Source organism: Methanocaldococcus indicus (assembly GCF_049554935.1).
Taxonomy (GTDB): Archaea; AGJL01; Methanococci; order Methanococcales; family Methanocaldococcaceae; genus Methanocaldococcus; species Methanocaldococcus indicus.
Genome location: NZ_CP186926.1, coordinates 200,789 through 213,638, shown reverse-complemented (window position 1 = coordinate 213,638; position 12,850 = coordinate 200,789). Strand labels below are relative to the sequence as shown.

At 31.6% G+C, this 12,850-nt stretch carries 16 protein-coding genes; 7 read left to right on the top strand and 9 right to left on the bottom strand.

Annotation, left to right across the window (positions count from 1 at the left end):
- Positions 1–14 precede the first annotated feature (14 nt).
- From rpsE to ACPB8Q_RS01185, 7 genes are all read left to right on the top strand, one after another.
- Complete coding sequence (gene rpsE, locus ACPB8Q_RS01215; protein WP_423792850.1) at positions 15–668, top strand: 30S ribosomal protein S5; 654 nt, start codon at positions 15–17, stop codon at positions 666–668.
- 12 nt (positions 669–680) lie between these two features.
- A complete protein-coding gene (gene rpmD, locus ACPB8Q_RS01210) occupies positions 681–1,145 on the top strand; it encodes a 50S ribosomal protein L30 (RefSeq protein ID WP_423792849.1) in 465 nt (154 codons plus the stop codon).
- Positions 1,146–1,155: 10 nt separating this feature from the next.
- Entirely contained in the window at positions 1,156–1,587 is a 432-nt protein-coding gene (locus ACPB8Q_RS01205; RefSeq protein WP_423792847.1) for an uL15 family ribosomal protein, read from the top strand.
- A gap of 285 nt (positions 1,588–1,872) precedes the next feature.
- On the top strand, positions 1,873–3,195 hold the full coding sequence (gene secY / locus ACPB8Q_RS01200; protein ID WP_423792846.1) for a preprotein translocase subunit SecY: 1,323 nt from the start codon (positions 1,873–1,875) through the stop codon (positions 3,193–3,195).
- A 16-nt stretch (positions 3,196–3,211) separates the two neighbouring features.
- Positions 3,212–3,784, top strand: a complete 573-nt coding sequence (locus ACPB8Q_RS01195) for an adenylate kinase (RefSeq protein ID WP_423792845.1) — start codon at positions 3,212–3,214, stop codon at positions 3,782–3,784.
- Positions 3,785–3,803: 19 nt separating this feature from the next.
- Entirely contained in the window at positions 3,804–4,631 is an 828-nt protein-coding gene (locus ACPB8Q_RS01190; RefSeq protein ID WP_423792844.1) for a class I SAM-dependent methyltransferase, read from the top strand.
- 13 nt (positions 4,632–4,644) lie between these two features.
- Entirely contained in the window at positions 4,645–6,042 is a 1,398-nt protein-coding gene (locus ACPB8Q_RS01185; protein ID WP_423792843.1) for a phosphoadenosine phosphosulfate reductase family protein, read from the top strand.
- Positions 6,043–6,058: 16 nt separating this feature from the next.
- Here the strand turns inward: ACPB8Q_RS01185 and mtrH are convergent, their stop codons facing one another.
- The 9 genes from mtrH to mcrA form a co-directional block, all read right to left on the bottom strand.
- Complete coding sequence (gene mtrH, locus ACPB8Q_RS01180) at positions 6,059–7,018, bottom strand: tetrahydromethanopterin S-methyltransferase subunit H (protein WP_423792842.1); 960 nt, start codon at positions 7,016–7,018, stop codon at positions 6,059–6,061.
- Between the two features lie 24 nt (positions 7,019–7,042).
- Positions 7,043–7,294 carry a tetrahydromethanopterin S-methyltransferase subunit MtrG gene (gene mtrG, locus ACPB8Q_RS01175; protein ID WP_423792841.1) on the bottom strand — a complete coding sequence of 84 codons (252 nt, stop codon included), beginning with the start codon at positions 7,292–7,294 and terminating at the stop codon, positions 7,043–7,045.
- A 5-nt stretch (positions 7,295–7,299) separates the two neighbouring features.
- Positions 7,300–7,506, bottom strand: a complete 207-nt coding sequence (locus ACPB8Q_RS01170; RefSeq protein WP_423792840.1) for a tetrahydromethanopterin S-methyltransferase subunit F — start codon at positions 7,504–7,506, stop codon at positions 7,300–7,302.
- 16 nt (positions 7,507–7,522) lie between these two features.
- Entirely contained in the window at positions 7,523–8,248 is a 726-nt protein-coding gene (gene mtrA, locus ACPB8Q_RS01165) for a tetrahydromethanopterin S-methyltransferase subunit A (RefSeq protein ID WP_423792839.1), read from the bottom strand.
- A 32-nt stretch (positions 8,249–8,280) separates the two neighbouring features.
- The gene (locus ACPB8Q_RS01160) at positions 8,281–8,595 is read right to left on the bottom strand and encodes a tetrahydromethanopterin S-methyltransferase subunit B (RefSeq protein ID WP_423792838.1); all 315 of its coding nucleotides are present in this window, start codon (positions 8,593–8,595) and stop codon (positions 8,281–8,283) included.
- A gap of 9 nt (positions 8,596–8,604) precedes the next feature.
- Positions 8,605–9,411, bottom strand: coding sequence for a tetrahydromethanopterin S-methyltransferase subunit MtrC (mtrC, locus tag ACPB8Q_RS01155; protein ID WP_423792837.1), 807 nt, complete (start codon positions 9,409–9,411; stop codon positions 8,605–8,607).
- Positions 9,412–9,425: 14 nt separating this feature from the next.
- The gene (gene mtrD, locus ACPB8Q_RS01150) at positions 9,426–10,124 is read right to left on the bottom strand and encodes a tetrahydromethanopterin S-methyltransferase subunit D (protein WP_423792836.1); all 699 of its coding nucleotides are present in this window, start codon (positions 10,122–10,124) and stop codon (positions 9,426–9,428) included.
- A 25-nt stretch (positions 10,125–10,149) separates the two neighbouring features.
- On the bottom strand, positions 10,150–11,046 hold the full coding sequence (gene mtrE, locus ACPB8Q_RS01145; protein ID WP_423792835.1) for a tetrahydromethanopterin S-methyltransferase subunit E: 897 nt from the start codon (positions 11,044–11,046) through the stop codon (positions 10,150–10,152).
- 142 nt (positions 11,047–11,188) lie between these two features.
- Positions 11,189–12,850, bottom strand: a complete 1,662-nt coding sequence (gene mcrA / locus ACPB8Q_RS01140) for a coenzyme-B sulfoethylthiotransferase subunit alpha (RefSeq protein WP_423792834.1) — start codon at positions 12,848–12,850, stop codon at positions 11,189–11,191.

The window sequence follows — 12,850 nt, the reverse complement described above, 5'->3', positions numbered from 1 at the left end:
TTTAAGGTGAGAATATGAGATTTAATATAGATGAGTGGGAACCTAAAACAACCATTGGAAAAATGGTTAAAGAGGGAGAGATAACTGATATAGATTATATATTAGATAACAATTTACCAATATTAGAGCCAGAAATAGTAGATGCTCTAATTCCAGATTTAGAAGAAAAAGTTTTAGATGTTAAATTAGTCCAAAGAATGCACAAATCTGGAAGAAGAGCAAGATTCAGAGCTACTGTTGTTGTAGGAAATAGAAATGGATATGTTGGTGTAGGTAAAGGAAAAGCTAAGGAAGTAGGGCCAGCAATAAGAAAAGCTATTGCACAGGCAAAGAAAAATATTATTAGAGTTAAAAGAGGTTGTGGTTCTTGGGAATGTGGTTGTGGAACACCTCATTCAGTTCCTTATAAAGGATATGGTAAATGTTCAAGTACCGCTATTATTTTACTACCTGCTCCTAAAGGAGTTGGATTAGTTGCTGGGGATGTTGCTAAGGCAGTTTTAGGATTAGCTGGAATTAAAGATGTCTGGACTAAAACATTTGGAGAGACAAGAACAACATACAACTTTGCTATGGCAACTTATGAAGCATTAAAAAGTTTAAATTACACAAAAACTATGCCAAAACACAAAGAAAAATTAGGAATTTTAGAAGGAAGAATATTTTAAGGTGAGTTAAATATGGCCTATGCTGTTGTAAGAGTGAGAGGTAGAATTAAAGTGAGAGGAGATATAGAAGATACATTAAAGATGTTAAGATTACACAAAACTAACCATTGTGTTGTTATCCCTGAAACAGATACATACAAAGGAATGTTAGAAAAAGTAAAAGATTATATAACTTGGGGAGAGATTGATAAAGAAACACTAAAAAAGTTGATATTAAAGAGAGGTAGATTAAAAGGAGATAAAAGAGTAGATGAAGAAAAAATTAAAGAACTAACTGGAATGGAGTTAGATGAATTAGTTGAAAAAATAATAAAAGGAGAAATAAAGCTTAAAGAAACTCCATTAAAGCCAGTATTTAGATTACATCCTCCAAGAAAAGGATGGGAAAGAAAAGGAATTAAGAAGCATTTTAATATTGGAGGAGCTTTAGGATATAGAGGAGAAAAAATCAATGAATTATTAGAAAAAATGATGTAAAGTGATAGATATGATAAGAAAAAAGAGAAAAGTAAAAAAATATAGAGGCTCAAGAACCTGTGGAGGAGGAAGTCATAAGAAAAGAAGAGGAGCTGGAAATAGAGGGGGTAGAGGATTAGCTGGAGGACACAAACATAAATGGACATGGATAATAAAATATGAACCTGACCACTTTGGTAAATATGGGTTTAAGAGACATCCATCAATAGTTAAAGATTTAGAGACAATAAATGTCTGTGAATTGGAAGAATTAGTTCTAAAAAATCCTGATAAATTTGAAAAAGAAGGAGATAAATATATTGTAGATGTTACAGAGTTAGGATATGAAAAAGTTTTGGGTAAAGGTAAAGTAACAATCCCTATGGTTGTTAAAGCAATAGAAATATCAGAGAAAGCAAAAATAAAAATAGAAGAGGCAGGAGGAGAAGCTATTGAACTATAAAAAAATTTTTTTTATGATTTTTCTACTGTTTTTATATTTTGACTTAGATAATGAAAATTTACAAGATAAATATAGTAATATTATTAATAATATTTTTAAATATATTTTAAACTTACTTCATGTTTTTAATAGTTATATTCCCATAACTAACTTTTTTGATTATTATATTTAATTTTTTTATCACATGTTTCTTAGATTATAATCAAAATTAATTATAAATTATATTTAAAGTATGAGATGTATTTTAAATTAAAGAATTAAAGAATTCTTTAGAGGGTGATAATTTTGAAAGATGTTCTAAAATCCTTAGTTCCAATATTGGAAAAGATTCCTGAAGTGGATAATCCCATTAAGGAATTATCTTTCACAGAAAAATTAAAATGGACAGGTTTAGTGTTAGTTCTTTATTTTATAATGGGAACTATTGATATATATACTGCTGGAGCACAAATCCCAGCAATATTTGAATTTTGGCAAACTATAACTGCATCTAGAATAGGTACTTTAATAACATTGGGGATTGGCCCTATTGTTACTGCTGGGATTATTATGCAGTTATTAGTTGGAGCTAAAATTTTAGAGTTAGATTTTTCAAACCCTGAGGATAGAGCATTATTTCAAGGTACTCAAAAATTATTATCCATAATATTAAGTTTTGTTGAAGCTGCTTTATTTGTCGGAGCTGGAGCTTTTGGAGCTTTATCACCATTGTTGGCATTGTTGGTTATTATACAGATAGCTTTAGGTTCTATCGCATTAATTTATTTAGATGAAATTGTTTCAAAATATGGAATTGGCTCAGGAATTGGGTTATTCATTGCTGCTGGAGTGTCTCAAACAATATTTGTTGGAACTTTTGGTCCAGAAGGATATTTATGGAAATTCTTAGGAAGTTTAATGCAAGGAGCTCCAGAAATACAATATATTTTGCCAATATTAGGAACTATCATTGTATTTTTAATGGTTGTATATGCTGAATCTTTAAGAGTAGAAATTCCTTTAGCTCATGGTAGGATAAAGGGTTTAGTAGCAAGATATCCAATAAAATTTGTTTATGTCTCAAATATGCCAGTTATCTTAACAGCTGCATTATTTGCAAATATACAACTTTGGGGATATGCTCTATACAAGTTGGGGATTCCTATATTAGGTAGTTATGAAGGTGGAAGAGCTATTAGTGGGATAGCATACTATCTATCTACTCCTTATGGAATATACTCAGTATTAGCTGACCCCATACATGCAATTATTTATATGATTGCTATGATAATATTCTGTGTTATATTTGGTATATTTTGGGTTGAAACTTCTGGTTTAGATGCTAAGTCAATGGCGCAAAGAATAAGTTCTTTAAATATGGCAATTAAAGGTTTTAGAAAAAGCCATAAAGCAATAGAACAAAGATTAAAAAGATATATTTTTCCTATAACTGTTATGAGTTCTGCATTTGTTGGTTTTTTAGCAGCTATAGCAAATTTTATTGGTGCATTAGGTGGAGGGACAGGAGTATTATTAACTGTATCAATAGTTTATAGAATGTATGAGCAAATAATTAGAGAACAAATTGCAGAACTTCACCCAATTATATCTAAATTTCTTAAAAAATAAAAAAAGGTGAGAAATAATGTTAGTTGTAGTAGTTGGAGTTCCAGGTGTAGGTTCAACAACAGTTACAACAAAAGCAGTTGAAAAATTAAAAGAAGAAGGAATTAATTATGAAATAGTTAATTTTGGAACAGTTATGTTAGAAATTGCAAAAGAAAAAGGATTGGCAAATGATAGAGATGAATTAAGAAAATTAAATCCAGAAATTCAAAAAGAGATACAAAGATTAGCTGGAAAAAAAATAGCTGAATTAGCTAAGGACAAAAATATAATAGTTGATACACACAGTACAATAAAAACACCAAAAGGTTATCTTCCAGGATTACCTAAATGGGTTTTAGATGAGTTAGTCCCAGATATAATTGTTTTGGTTGAGGCAGATAATAGTGAAATATTGATGAGAAGATTAAAAGATGATACAAGAAAGAGGGACTTTGAATCAACTGAGGATATTGGAGAACATATATTTATGAATAGAGCAGCAGCTATGACTTATGCAGTTCTAACAGGAGCAACTGTAAAGATAATTAAAAATAGAGACAATTTATTAGATAAAGCTGTTGAGGAAATGGTCAATGTACTAAGACCTTAAAATTATTTGATGATGATATATGAACTACATAACTCCTAAAATGGCTAAAAAAATTCTTTTATCAAAAGATAATTATATTTTTTTAAATTTGGATTTATATAAAACAAATAAATTAGAAAAGATTATTATAAAGGATGAAAAAGCTATTTTTCCAGAGGGAGAAGTAGATTTTAAAACCTTAAAAAAGATAGCTAAGGATAACACTCTCTATTTTTTAAAAGATAATCATCTTTATAAAGCAGCAATTTCAACAGATGAAGGATTTTATAAGTTAGTTCCAACTATTCCCCCAACTATTGAGATTAGTGGTATAAGGATGCATAGAACTAAGGAAGTAAATCCTTACCAAGATACATTAAACAAAGTTAATTCAATAAATATAAAAAAGGGAGATATTGTCTTAGATACATGTATGGGTTTAGGTTATACTGCAATTGAGAGTTATAAAAGAGGAGCAGATGTAACAACCATTGAAAAGAACAGATATGTTTTAGAATTAGCTAAAATAAATCCATATAGTGAAGAATTATTTAAAGGAGATATAAAGGTTTTATTAGGGGACAGTTTTGATAAAATTAAAGAGTTTGAAGATGAGACATTTACAGCTATTATTCACGACCCTCCAAGATTTAGTTTAGCAGGACATCTTTATAGTGAAGAATTCTATAAAGAACTTTATAGAGTTCTTAAAGATGGAGGTAGATTATTTCATTATGTAGGAAATCCTGGAAAGAAGTATAGGGGGAAAGATTTACAAAAAGGAGTTATGGAAAGATTAAGGAGAGTAGGATTTAAATCTATTAAAAGAGTCCCTAATGCCTTAGGAGTTATTGCTAAAAAAATATAATATGAGGTTAATTATGAAACACTATATAGGTAAAATACATTTAAAATGGTGTCCTAAATGTAATATCCCTCTTTTAGGAAGAAAATGTGGTATTTGTGGTGAAGAAAGTTTAAATGTTAAAATTACCCCACCAGGAGATGTAAGAATAGGATTTAGATATGACATTGAATTTTTAAATGATGTTTTAAAGAAAGAATATGGAATTAATGATAAGACTGAATCCTTTATTCTATTGAATAAATTAACAGGATTTGAAGAAGGATATGAAATTATATCAGATGGTGAGGTTAAATATATTCTATATTATAATGAAAAATTAAAAGACTGGAAAATTAAGCTAAAAACTTTTGGAGCTTATACTCTATATAATAAAGGAGCAAACAAAAAAATAATCAAAATAGATGAAAATTTGTCTAAAATTATAAAAAAGGGAATGACTATTTTAAAACCTGGAATTGTAGAGTATAAGGAATTTAAAAAAGATGATGATGTAATAATCTTGAACTATAAAAATGAAGTTATAGGCGTTGGAAAAGCATTGGTAAGTTCAGAAGATATAGAAAATTTAGATAAAGGGAAAATTATTAAAGTAAGAGAAATTAGAAAGATAAATAATAATGATTTTAAAAAGTATTCTTTTGATGAAGCAATTAATTTAACAATAAAAGCAAATGAAGAAGTAATTAAAAAATATGAACAAAATGCAATAGGTTTTATAAAGAATACTGTTGAAAAGATTAATAGACCTGTTATAGTTGCTTATTCTGGAGGAAAGGATAGTTTAACCACTTTAATCTTAGTTAAAAAAGCTCTAAGTAATTTTGATGTCCTTTTTATAGATACTGGTTTGGAGTTGCCTGAAACTTTGGAGAATATTAAAGAAGTTGAAGATACATACAATATAAAGGTAAATGTAATTAAATCACCTAATTTTTGGGAATTAGTTGATAAATATGGAGTTCCTGCAAGAGATTATAGATGGTGCTCAGACATTTTAAAACTAAATCCTTTAAAAGAATATTTAGAAAAAAATTATAAGGATGATGTTCTTTCTTTTGTTGGAATTAGAAAGTATGAAAGTTTCAATAGAGCTAAGAAAAAATTAGTTCATAGGAATACATACATAAAAAAACAGATTAATGCTTTACCTATTTTCCATTGGAGTGCATTACACGTTTGGATTTACCTTTTAAAAGAAAACGCTCCATATAACAAATTATATGAGAAAGGATTTGATAGAATTGGATGTTATATTTGCCCAGCTATGGGATTGGGAGAAATAGAAAGAATAAAAAAACTTTATCCTAATTTGTGGGATAGATGGGAAAGAAAGTTAAAAGAATTTGCCAAAAAGAATAATTTAAGTGAAGATTGGGTAAAAAGTGGATGGAGATGGAAAAATAAAAAATAATTATTATTAATTAAATTTATACTAATTTCTTGAATGGATGGTTATCTACTGGTTCAATTCCTAACTCTTTTGCTGCTTCTGCAATTGTAGCATCAACCATTGCAACTGCTGGGAACACAACTTGAGCATCATCTATTGGTCCATATAAGACAAAATCCCCAGCAGCTAAAACTTGCATTAATGTAGCTCCAACATCACATACTGCTCTTATTTCTTTTGCTAATTCTCTGTGTCCCTCTTCTCTTAATTTTTTTCTGAATTCTCTTAACCAATCCCATGCAGATGGAATATTGTGGATACCACTACCAACAGGATAACCAAATATTGCCTTAACAGCGAAAGATGCTCTAACAGCTGGCCCTGCACCATTTCCTAATGGTGTAACTGCTGTATCAATAAATAATTTATCTATATTTGCTTTTTCAGCTAATTCTAATAAACCTGTACTTCCTGATTTACCTCCAGTTAATAAGACATTTATTTTTCCTTCAACTGTTGGGTCCATTGGGTCAAAACACAAGACAATAGATGCTGTAATATCACTTTCTACTAAAACTTGGAATTCTTGCTCCTCAATAGAAACATTGATAGAGTTATAAATACATTGGTCTGCATATCCTGCTTCTGTTGCTCTTTTAGCAGCAGCCATTCTTGCTTCTCCTGATGTAGAATCTAATAACATTGGTCCATCCCAAATATCAGCAACAAAATCAATATATTTAACTAATGCTTCTGGTGTTCCTCCAAATACTTGTACCCAAGCAGGATTTCCAGTTATATCTTCCATTTCAGCTTGTTTATTTATTAAATCTTCAGCAGCTGCTTTATCAAATATACCTTTTCTTTCATCTTCAACTATTTTGTGTCTTGCATAGAATATTGTTCCTGCTAAAGCTGTTGGATATTCTCCTGGCTGTCCTCCACATTTTCTTCCAGCTATTTCATATAAGTGTTGTTCTCTATCAAATTTAAACATGCCTATCTCACCTTCTTAATTTTTTTATTTAACAACTGTAATTTTTATGCTTAAAACTTGAATTAACTTAACAATAAATGGTAATATATATGAAAGTATTATCCCGATAACTAAACCATATAATATCCCAATATCTCTTCCAACTTTTTTTCCAGCCATTTGGAAAAGTTCTGCATTTGTATTTTCAACTTTCTTCTCTAATTCATCTAATCTTTTTTTTAATCTTTCATAATCATTAGGGTCCATTATTACTTGTGGAACTTTTTCATCACTCATTTAACTCACCTCAATAAGTAATATAGAGCTAAGGCAATAGTCATCATAACTATTCCAAAGACAGCTCCACAGGCAATTCCTCTGATTCCAGCAGATTCTACTCCTGACTCTAACCCTCTATTTCTTGTTATTAATCCTACCTTATACTCTAAATCCTCTAAATATTCTTGTATTGACTTTATATTTGGTTTATTTGAGATTTCTATACTCATTACTTTCACCTGGAAATTATAACATCATAATTCCTAATAATAAAATCATAATAAACAGTCCTGCCGCTAAACCTTGTATTTTTCCATTGTAATATCCTGCTTGCCATTTTGCTAATAATCCATTGTATTGCATTTCATTTCCAATTAATCTTATTCTACTCTCAATTATAGCCATTTCAGGAGTTATTGGTTTTATAGCAGCTCCTTCTTCCTCTTCTCCTTTTCCACCACCTTCTAAATCAATGATGTATGGGTCTTCATCTATTGCTCCCGGGTCTTTACTTAAACACTCTTTTATAGCTTGAGTAATTTTTCCAATATCCTCACAATCAATTAAATCAATAACTTCAACTATCTGTCTTCTAAATCTTTCAACTGCATCTTTATCAACATTCTCCAAAAATGGAATTGCCCCTTTAGCTCCAATGATTTGTCCAGAATCATCAATACCATTTTCCCATAGTGCTTTAAAACATTGTCCTGTTATATGTCCTTGAACCTCAGAACCACATAATATCATAAATCTGATGTTTGGATTTGATATGTAGTTGGCTACTACTTTTTCAATACCTAGGTTTTCAGTGTGACATGGTCCTGCAATAGCTGCTCCAGCTTCAATACATGCTTGTTCTAAACCATGGGAACCTAATGTTACAACACCAACACAACTTTCAGGATTTCCGACAACATATTCTCCTGAGACTATAGGCCATCCTGGAGCTGGTTCTTTTTTCTCTACCATAACTATCACCTAAAAAATTTAAAAATTTTTATTTAGAAGAATTTTACTCCTAACATCATAAGTATTAAAGATAGAATTCCTAAACTAAGCCAAAATCCAATAAATATTCCCTTAAAGTATCCTGCAATTTTATATACATTATCCCTATTAGGAAATGTATTTAATGGTGGATATCTTGGATCTAAGGAATGTTCATAAGCATCTACTAATTTGGCTAATTTATCTAATTCCTGCTCAATTCCAGAAGTATCTACGAATAGTACATCTCCAAATCCTTTGGTTATAACACCAGTTTCAACATTATAAACCAAAGGAATTTTTTCATCTATAAAAACATAATAAGCCATGTTTCCACCTTATTCTTCTTTCTTAGGCAATTCTGGAACATGTAATACACAACATGCATCGTTTAATGACATTTTAACATATTTGAAATATACAATTGCCCATAGTATTATAGACACTACTATTGATATTACATCTAACTTTAATATTGAAAATATAAACCAACTTAATAATGCACATGCAATTGCTAATGTTAAAGTTCTCTTATGGCTTTCATCTGGTCCTAAACATGCGTTAAATGGATGAAGTATTGCCATACCGGCAACTATAAATGCAACAGCCATCATTCCATCATTTAGAGCTCCATTTAAAAATACATCTGGACTTAAACTACCAGCATAGACAGCAGAGAATCCTAACAATGCCATAGCTCCTGCTATGGACAAGAATGTCATACTTCTAACCATAATAGGAATTTTCATTCCAACAGGATTAACTGTAAGCTTACCTACAATAACTCCTATAATTGCAGAAATGATTAAAGTTAAGATAGGTGCTACATATGGAGTAATTGATGCATAACCTAATGCTTTAGGTATTAAAATTCCTGCAATAGCTGCTAATGTTCCCATACCTAAACTAACCATACCTATAGATGGAACTCCAGTCCCTAATCCATAAGATGCTACTTTTCTTACAGTGTTTGCTCCAGCTACACAAGCAGCAGAAACCAATAATCCACCTAATAATGTTCCTAAACCATATGGCTCTAAGAAATGAACTAAATAACATCCAATTAATGATAATAATATACCTACACCAAATATCTGCTCTTCTGGATATAAGTCCTTAGCATGACCTCCTCCACCATGAGACATAAATTTTCACCTTTTTAAATGTTTAATGCCATTAATACACTGAATATTGCAAATACAAAAGATGCAACTGCAGATGCAATAATACCATTATTGATTTTCTTGAATTTTGGGTCATGGAACCCTTCAATAGTACCTCCTATATTGTAAGATGCAAGAACTGCATTAATAAAGAAGAATCCAACTGCTAATATTCCAGCAACTGCTGGCTTAAATCCTAACTGCTGTAAAGCAATATATGCTAATCCTCCTCCAATTCCTCCCAATGCAGCTCCAATTAAACCACTAATAAAACAAACTGTTGGAACACCATGCCCTGTTGTCCCTGGAGTAATATATGGCTTTTGAGGGTCTTTTGTTATAGGGTCTACTTCACATTTATCAGCTGCTGGAACAACTCCAACCCCAAATACATAAATTAATTGCCCAATTAACATTGTAACTCCAAGCATTATCATTGAACTAATAGCTCCAGATATTAAGATTAATATTATTCCAGTTGTTGATAATCCAACCATTTGAGACATAACAGCTGCTCCTAACAATCCAGTAAATCCTGCTCCAGCTGCCAACTGTGTTGTTCCAGTTCCAACCCCAGTAGATGTAGCCATAGCTGCTGGAGCTCCTCCAACAGGAATAAAATGAACACTTGCGTCAATAATAGCTCCTGCAATAGTTATCTCCAACAATGAAATTATTAAATTTATATCAAACATTACTATCACCTAAAAATTTATAATTTTATTGATATGGCCCATATTTTTCTCTTGCAAATACTTCAACTTTTCTATTTATTATTGCTAAAGCAGCAACAATTATTAGCCCAATAACTATTGCAACTATTGCTGATGATATAGGATTTTTCTCTATTATGTTTCCAATTATTCCTCTCCAACCATCTAAAAATACGATTAAACCAAAACATAAACCTGTTAAAGGTCCTCCTAATCTAACACAGAAATATGATGAGTCTAAACTATTTCTTAAACCATGTTCTGCTTTTATATCAATATCTCCATGATTGGCTACTGGGACTCCACCTCCAAATGGATATTTTTGATATTCTCTTTCAGCTCCATAATGAACATCCCCTGTAGAGGAACCAATAGCCCCTACAGTAATACCAAATATTAATGCTATTAATGGTAATGGGAACGGATTTCCTAATATAGTATCAGTTAAATATGCCATCAAAACAATACAGAAAACTGCAATAAATCCATGTCCAACAATAGGCCCTAAATGGGACAAAATAACATCTAAATAAACTGGTTGACCAAAACTTTTTGATTGTCCAACGATTCTACCTAAATACGCTGAAACAGCATATGCTCCATGAACTAAGGCAGCAATACCTACTCCAATAATTAAAGCAAATATTGGATTAAAACCATAGTTCATTAAAGCATAAGCAATTCCTCCTGCAACTGCAACATATAAACCATAAGCAACTGGCTCCCCAGAGATAGCTTTGTTGTAGTATCTGTGTATATTACCCATTTGTGGAGCTAACTGAACTTGTGAGTTTGGGTTTGATTGAGAACCTACATCTGACTCTATATCTTCTGCACAACCTGCAATAGTTGCTAATGCTCCACATAAAGCCAAAGCTCCCAAAGATATTAACAATGTATCCATAATATCCCCCAAATAATTTTAGTCATTTAATAATTTTTTCAATATATAAACATTATTATAAAGGAAATTAGAATACAATTCAAAAAAATTTTAATAGTTTTATTGTTCATAACAATCTAAAACATAATAAAAAAATTTAGATTTAGTGAGCCGGAATGATTGGGTCTCTTTCTCCAGCAGGTTCGAACTCTCTTAAAGCACCTCTTGCAAACTCTTTTCTTGGATATCTGAAATCAAAGATTAAGCTTGGGTCTGCAAATGCAACTTTAATTAATGGGTTCAATGCAAAGGCATCTCCTCTTGCAGAGTGAGCTGCTTGTGCAATTCCAGCATATTCTCCTTGGTGACCTACGTTCATTGCATAGTTTGGATAGTTTGGACCTCTTAATTCTAATGGTGATGATTTATCATTTCTTATAGATAATGAATTAGCAGCTCCACATTGGTCTTGTAAGTCATATCCATAGAATCCTAGTCTACTGTGGTATTCTTTATGCATTATTTGGCTTAAATACCATCCATTTAACCCAGCGTTTGAGTTTCCAGTAGCTAATGCAACTGAAATTCCTGATGCAGCTGCTGTTACAGCTGCTCTTTGAGAACCTCCGAAGTGGTCTTCTAATAAAGCTGGATATTCGTCATATTGTTCTAATGCATATAATGTAACCTCTCCAGCTATATCTTCAACGACATCCATTGTTGGTTTTACGCTGTTACATCCTCCATATTTCTTAGTTATATAGTCATATCCATAGTATGAGAAGTCATCTAATATGTCATCTGTATATGATGCTGATGCATACTGTGTGAATCCAACCCCACCTGACATATAACCTCCTAACCAGATTTGGTCATATAACATAGCTCCTGCAGCAACAACTTCTAATGATTGCTCAACAGGGTCTTCTGAAACTCTTGATGTTTGAACAACATCTGCTAAGATTCCAAAGAACATTCCACCTGGCTCATTTGGACCTCTTGCTCTTCTTGCTGGTAAGAAGGAAGCCATTTGGATAACATCTGCGTGCTTAGCAGCATAGGAGAAGTCTGCAATAGCTGCTTCTCCAGCACATAATTTGTAAGCTGTAATGAAACTCATTCCAATTTGCATTGCACTCCATCTTGCTATTGTTCCCCCATCACAAACTCTACCAACTAATGTAGGAACTCTTGAAACTTGGTAGGTTCTTTTTCCAATAGCTTTTTTAATTTGCTCTGCTTGCTCTTCTGGGAATAATTTGTTTATGTCAATTAAGAATCTTTTATCTATTTCATCTGCTAATTCATCATCTCCAGTAAATATCTTAGCGTAACAGTCCCAAACTAATGCAGGATGTACTTCAACCATGTGCTCTTGAACAACTGCTCCACCAGGAAGAGCGTGGTTGATGGTTTCCATATACTCATTTATTGTCTCAGGAGTAACCTCTACCACTAATCTTTTTTCAAGAACTGCGTGAGCTGTATCCATACCAACAATAACTGTTCTTCTTATGTCATCCCACATTTGTTGCATAGCAGCATTGTTCATAAAGTGTAAGTCATCACCTTCAACAATTGCATCAGTGTTAGATATCTTATATGGCATTAATTTTCTTTGCCCTAATGGAACTCCAATATCTGGGTTGTAGAATGGGATACCTCCTCTTTTTTCAATTAATTTTTGAGCTGCTTCAACAAACTCTCTTTTTCTTGCTGATTGTTTCCATCCTCCAAATACATAGAACTTTGTATATTTTTCTTTTGGGTCTTCTTCAAATTTCTCTTTTAAAGCTTTTAAGAACAATCTTTTTTCTGCTTCCAT

Excerpts from the sequence above, each read along its gene's own strand:
- mcrA (WP_423792834.1), bottom strand. The coding sequence starts at position 12,850 with ATGGAAGCAGAAAAAAGATTGTTCTTAAAAGCTTTAAAAGAGAAATTT.
- rpsE (WP_423792850.1), top strand. The coding sequence starts at position 15 with ATGAGATTTAATATAGATGAGTGGGAACCTAAAACAACCATTGGAAAA.
- mtrD (WP_423792836.1), bottom strand. The coding sequence starts at position 10,124 with ATGTTTGATATAAATTTAATAATTTCATTGTTGGAGATAACTATTGCA.
- mtrG (WP_423792841.1), bottom strand. The coding sequence starts at position 7,294 with ATGAGTGATGAAAAAGTTCCACAAGTAATAATGGACCCTAATGATTAT.
- mtrE (WP_423792835.1), bottom strand. The coding sequence starts at position 11,046 with ATGGATACATTGTTAATATCTTTGGGAGCTTTGGCTTTATGTGGAGCA.
- mtrA (WP_423792839.1), bottom strand. The coding sequence starts at position 8,248 with ATGGTAGAGAAAAAAGAACCAGCTCCAGGATGGCCTATAGTCTCAGGA.
- ACPB8Q_RS01160 (WP_423792838.1), bottom strand. The coding sequence starts at position 8,595 with ATGGCTTATTATGTTTTTATAGATGAAAAAATTCCTTTGGTTTATAAT.
- ACPB8Q_RS01185 (WP_423792843.1), top strand. The coding sequence starts at position 4,645 with ATGAAACACTATATAGGTAAAATACATTTAAAATGGTGTCCTAAATGT.
- ACPB8Q_RS01190 (WP_423792844.1), top strand. The coding sequence starts at position 3,804 with ATGAACTACATAACTCCTAAAATGGCTAAAAAAATTCTTTTATCAAAA.
- ACPB8Q_RS01195 (WP_423792845.1), top strand. The coding sequence starts at position 3,212 with ATGTTAGTTGTAGTAGTTGGAGTTCCAGGTGTAGGTTCAACAACAGTT.
- ACPB8Q_RS01170 (WP_423792840.1), bottom strand. The coding sequence starts at position 7,506 with ATGAGTATAGAAATCTCAAATAAACCAAATATAAAGTCAATACAAGAA.
- mtrC (WP_423792837.1), bottom strand. The coding sequence starts at position 9,411 with ATGTCTCATGGTGGAGGAGGTCATGCTAAGGACTTATATCCAGAAGAG.
- rpmD (WP_423792849.1), top strand. The coding sequence starts at position 681 with ATGGCCTATGCTGTTGTAAGAGTGAGAGGTAGAATTAAAGTGAGAGGA.
- ACPB8Q_RS01205 (WP_423792847.1), top strand. The coding sequence starts at position 1,156 with ATGATAAGAAAAAAGAGAAAAGTAAAAAAATATAGAGGCTCAAGAACC.
- mtrH (WP_423792842.1), bottom strand. The coding sequence starts at position 7,018 with ATGTTTAAATTTGATAGAGAACAACACTTATATGAAATAGCTGGAAGA.